Below are 5,004 nucleotides of genomic sequence, written 5' to 3'. Positions count from 1 at the left end.
CCCCTTTTTATTTTATAGGATAAATTATAATTAAAGAAAATTAATATGTCAATCTAAGATTATATTATTTATTGGAACTTGTGAAAATAAATGATATAATTCTAGCACTATGATGTTTACATCTAGTAGTGCGCACTACTAGATGTAAACATCAGTGCGTTTTTTTTACTCCACAAGTTACGCAAAAAAAAATTAATACATACTAAGGATTAATCTATGCAAAATAATGAGAATAGCTTATATGATAGTTTAGTTAATATTGATAAGAATATTTCTATTAAAAAATATGAGATAAATAAACTAAATAATGAATTTGATATTTTACTTTTACAATTAGCAAAAAAACATTATAAAGATTTATTATCACTTGAGAATGGAACTTTAAAATATAACAGTTCATACGAGTTTATTCCATTAAAAACAAATTACGATAAAGAGAAAAACATATACTATTTTCAAGGAACTTTATTTAAACAAAATAACTTGATAGAAAAAATAAAAAGAAAACTTGAAACAAACTCAAGAGGAAATAAAATATTAAAAAATATGTACGGGCATTATTGGTTTATCGAAAATATAAATCAAGATGAAGTATCAACAGTAAGTGAAGTTTTAAAATATGAATTAGAAACGAGGTTAATAAATGGCAATATCATCAATTAATATTCAACCATCATCAGGAAATGCAATCATACACAACGAAAGAATATTTGATGTTGCTTATGCTCTTAAAAATGATGATGTAAACGAATATCATAGGATAGCTTCAATTAGTGAAACTAGAAAAGCTATCTATGAAGATTATAAATTAAATCACGGTAGAAAATTAAATACAAAAGCAACTCCTATTCGTGAAGCAGTTGTAAATCTAAATGAAAATCACACAATGGAAGATTTAAAAAAATTGTCTGAAATGCTAGATAAAGATTATCAAATGAAAGTTTTACATATTGCTATTCATAGAGACGAGGGGCATATTGACAAAACTGGAGAAGAGAAAATAAATTATCACGCTCATATTGTTTTTTCTAACTATGATTTTGATAAGCATATCACGATTAAAAGAGATAAAGATGTAATGAGAAAACTTCAAACAGATGTAGCAAATTGTCTAGGTATGGAACGAGGAGAGGAGAACTCTCAAAAAGTTAGATTAGACCATAGACAATACAAAAGAGCTATGCAGGAAGTAGAAGAGAAAACAAAAGAACTTCAAAGAGAACTCAAGGAAGTTAAACAAGAGAACACGGAGTTAAAATATAGTTTTAAAGAAATGCAAAAAACTATCACAAGTCTTGAAAATTTAACAGCTGAACAAAAAAGAGAACTCCACTCTTTAAACTCTAAAGTAAAAAATGAAAAAGCAGAATATGAAGAGTTATTAAAAAAATTAGATGATTTAAAGCAAGATAAAGCACCTAAAACGAACGAAATCGTTTTAGATGATAAATCTATCCCTGAAAAAGAAAAAGAAGTTTTAAAGCAGTTTACGAGCGATTTAACTATATCTATGCAAAACCATATAAAAAAAGAAATAGTAACAGTTAAAACTGGACTATTGAAGTCCGAAGATAAAGAGCTGCACATAATAAACGAGCCTAACAGCTTATTTCAAAATATTAATAAATCTTTTTTTAATCAGTTTAATAAACTTTTTGAACTTGCAAAAGCAAAAGCGAAAAAGTTTTATGAAGATATTATTAAGTCCAAAGATACTGAAATATCAGAACTTAAAGAGAAAAACAAAGAGCTTTTAAATTCTAATTTTAATAAAGATAAAAAAATAGAGAGATTAGAAGAACAAAACAAAGTTCTTAGCACAGGTGTATTAGAACAACTCTCAACTAAACAGCAAAAAAAAGATATAACAACTACTCCTAATAAAGCTCAAACTTTAGAAGAGATACTTAAATCTAATCCAAAGGATTTAAAAGAGATTTTAGCTAAATCATCTACATCAAATAAAATTCATAGAATAGATAAGGGGTAAGTACCTGATATAGTTCGTGCCTATTTAACTAGATAACAACAAATTGATTTTTTTGTCATTCAAAAATGACAAATATGGGACGGAAAAGTAACAAATATGGGACGAGAAAAGTAACAAATATGGGACGAGAAAAGTAACAAAAACGGGACGAGAAATTTAATTAAAATCTCTATCTTTTTAAAGGCAAGAAAAGGAAAAAAGTATTTCTTTTTTTCTTCTTTTTATAGTCTAAATAAATCTTTAAGAATTACGGACACAAAAAAAGCCCATTTTATAGTAGCTAGAAGCACTTTTATTTGTCATATGGTGCTTAATATTTGTCATATGGTGCTTAATATTTGTAAAAAAATTTGTCATATGGTGCTTAATATTTGTAAAAAAATTTCCCATATGGTGCTTAATATTTGTCATATTGCACCTATTGACAAATAAAAATGATGATAGTATAATTTTATATATATTTGTCAAAAGGTGCTTAGATGGATTTGAACTTATTAGTGCATAAAAATAATGCTTTAACAGATGGTAATATTCCCGATAGAAAATTAGTAGCAAATAAACTGGTAAATGCTTTATATTACAAATATGAACAAGAGGGAGATACTTTCAAAATAGCTATAAATGATTTAGCAGCTCTTTTGGGTATGACTTCTAATAGTGGCAAAACTAAGCAGATGATATCGGACGGGATAAAGATTTTACAGCAACCGATAGAACTTAGAAACTTTGAATATAAAGGCAGAGGGATAAAATGGTTATCAGCTCCATTTTTAAGCGAAGCGACAATCTATACAGATGATAAAAATTATATAGAAATTAAATTATCTGATAAATTACTTCAAGGTTTAAAACAAAAAAAACATTACACAACGATTGATTTATCAGTATCTAATCAGTTTAAAACTAAATACGGCTTAGTAATTTATGAAATATATCTACGATATAAAAATGCTAAGAGAGAGGAAATTCCACTAGAACTTACTTATCAAGATTTTTCACTAGATGAATTAAATAATAAATTTGGAACAGGTTATAAATTTATTTCACAAATGGAAAGAAGTATAAATCGTGGTTTAAATGAAATAAAAAAAATCACTGGTAAAGAGATAACAGTTAATTGGCTAGATATTGATAAAAAATTCCGTTTTACTTGGGAAAGAGAAAAAGAAACAGAGAGATTTATGACTGATGAATTGGCATTTATTAAATATATTAGAACTCAATATTTTAATGAGTTTTTATTAGAAATAGAAAATTACAGGACTAAAAAATTTACTGGAAAAATTGCCTTACAATGTACAGAAGAGGGCTACTTAATAGATATGCTAGGAAATGTTAAATTTGGCAAAGCCGAAGCCAAACAGTTATGGAACTATTTATTTACACATCAAAACCAAATTATGGCTTTGAAACAAAAAAGATTTGATTTTTAGGGGGAATTTAATGAAACAGAATATTTTATTTTATTGGTTTAAAGATAATGAAATACTAGATTATTCAAAATTTGATGAAGTAATGGAATTTTGCAATAACAACGGTTTTTTTGCAAAATGGCAAAGAACGAAATTAACAGATAAATATACAGGAAATCCATTAAAAGGTTGTTGGAGTATAGGAATTTTTGAGATAGATAACTATTTAGAAAATGTAGAAAAATTAAAAAATTTTGGACTTCAATTTTCTAGCAAACCACTTGTAAAAATTACTAAAAGTAGAAATGATGTACAGCTTAGAGAAAGACTGAAAAATACTTTTATAAGAAGATTAATAGAAATTGATAAAGAACTAAAAAGAGAAAATAAAAGAAAGAACAAAAGAAATCCAAAATTTACTATTAAAAATGATGTAATAAAAGATGAAGATTATCAGGAACTAGAAAGCCTTTATAGATACAAATTAACTTCTATTGAAAGATTTGATATAGAAATCATAGCTTATAACTATATAAGAAGATACCCATATCTTAGAGAGCATTTGATTATTATAAACGATAACAAGGAAAATAAAATGGAAAAAGAAATTTTAGAAAAAAATAAACAATACTTAAAAAAATTGTATTTTGGGTGGCTTGAATATTTTGATGTTTGGAATTTATCAGACTATCAAGAAGATGACCTTGTTGCATTTATAGAAGATTTAGAAAAACATCAAGGTTTTGAAGATGAAATTAAAACTATGAAAATGTATTTAAGACTAGCAAAAAGGGATTAAAAAACAATGAACAAAGATATAACACTAGAAGAATACACAAATAAATTTAATAGGATTTTTGCCGATAAAGAAGAGAAAGGATTTTCACAAGAAGTACTAAGACCACTTTGGCAATCATTACAAAATGATGATATGGATATAACTTTTGATGATGAAATCTATATAGACTAGAAAAACATAGCGATAAATAGAATAAGCCAAAGGGGAATTTAACATCAAAGTAACCCCAAAAGGGGCAAGGCTAGTAAGCCTTGATAACTATGATGAAACATAGTATAATTACAATGATGAATAAATTAGGCAAATAAGCTCACCTCGTTTCAGAGGTAGAATTTATGCCAGAGGTTCAGACCCTTTGGCATAACCTCATAACTACATTATATCCAACAAACATTTATAAAGATTTAGCAGCAGCTTTTTTTAACTTCTCTTCTTTTAATTTTTTCACTAAATTATTATACACTTCAAACGATAGATATATATTATCATTTTGATTTTCAGATTTTAAAACATCAACAATTTTAGTATGAGCTTTTCTTATTGCTTTATCATCTTCTAATCTTTCAATATTTCTTTTAGTTGATAACTCAATTTCTTTTTCGTATTCATCAATAAAAATACTTGAACTTAGTTTGAATTTTTGCTTAGCCATAAATACCCCTTTTTATTTTATAGGATAAATTATAATTAAAGAAAATTAATATGTCAATCTAAGATTATATTATTTATTGGAACTTGTGAAAATAAATGATATAATTCTAGCACTATGATGTTTACATCTAGTAGTGCGCACTACTAGATGT

At 26.3% G+C, this 5,004-nt stretch carries 6 protein-coding genes; 5 read left to right on the top strand and 1 reads right to left on the bottom strand.

Translation table 11 applies throughout. From position 1 onward, the window contains the following. Positions 1-216: 216 nt before the first annotated feature. The 5 genes from CJ670_RS04345 to CJ670_RS10810 all read left to right on the top strand — a co-directional run bounded on the left by CJ670_RS04345 (position 217) and on the right by CJ670_RS10810 (position 4,372). Entirely contained in the window at positions 217-663 is a 447-nt protein-coding gene (locus tag CJ670_RS04345) for a hypothetical protein (RefSeq protein ID WP_105938997.1), read from the top strand. Continuing rightward, complete coding sequence (locus tag CJ670_RS04340; RefSeq protein ID WP_105938996.1) at positions 644-1,990, top strand: hypothetical protein; 1,347 nt, start codon at positions 644-646, stop codon at positions 1,988-1,990. The genes CJ670_RS04345 and CJ670_RS04340 overlap by 20 nt, the downstream gene beginning before the upstream one ends. A 479-nt stretch (positions 1,991-2,469) precedes the next feature. After that, positions 2,470-3,423 carry a replication initiation protein gene (locus CJ670_RS04335; RefSeq protein WP_105938995.1) on the top strand — a complete coding sequence of 318 codons (954 nt, stop codon included), beginning with the start codon at positions 2,470-2,472 and terminating at the stop codon, positions 3,421-3,423. Between the two features lie 10 nt (positions 3,424-3,433). Beyond that, positions 3,434-4,201, top strand: coding sequence for a hypothetical protein (locus tag CJ670_RS04330; protein ID WP_105938994.1), 768 nt, complete (start codon positions 3,434-3,436; stop codon positions 4,199-4,201). Between the two features lie 6 nt (positions 4,202-4,207). Further along, complete coding sequence (locus CJ670_RS10810) at positions 4,208-4,372, top strand: hypothetical protein (protein WP_165785179.1); 165 nt, start codon at positions 4,208-4,210, stop codon at positions 4,370-4,372. 223 nt (positions 4,373-4,595) lie between these two features. Here CJ670_RS10810 and CJ670_RS04325 read toward each other — a convergent pair whose 3' ends face one another. Continuing rightward, a complete protein-coding gene (locus tag CJ670_RS04325; RefSeq protein ID WP_105927209.1) occupies positions 4,596-4,853 on the bottom strand; it encodes a hypothetical protein in 258 nt (85 codons plus the stop codon). Between the last annotated feature and the right edge of the window lie 151 nt (positions 4,854-5,004).

Origin of the sequence: Arcobacter cryaerophilus gv. crypticus (assembly GCF_002993025.1) — a bacterium.
Lineage (GTDB): Bacteria > Campylobacterota > Campylobacteria > Campylobacterales > Arcobacteraceae > Aliarcobacter > Aliarcobacter cryaerophilus_B.
Note: the sequence above shows the minus strand (reverse complement) of the source record. Positions and strands in the feature narration are given on the sequence as shown.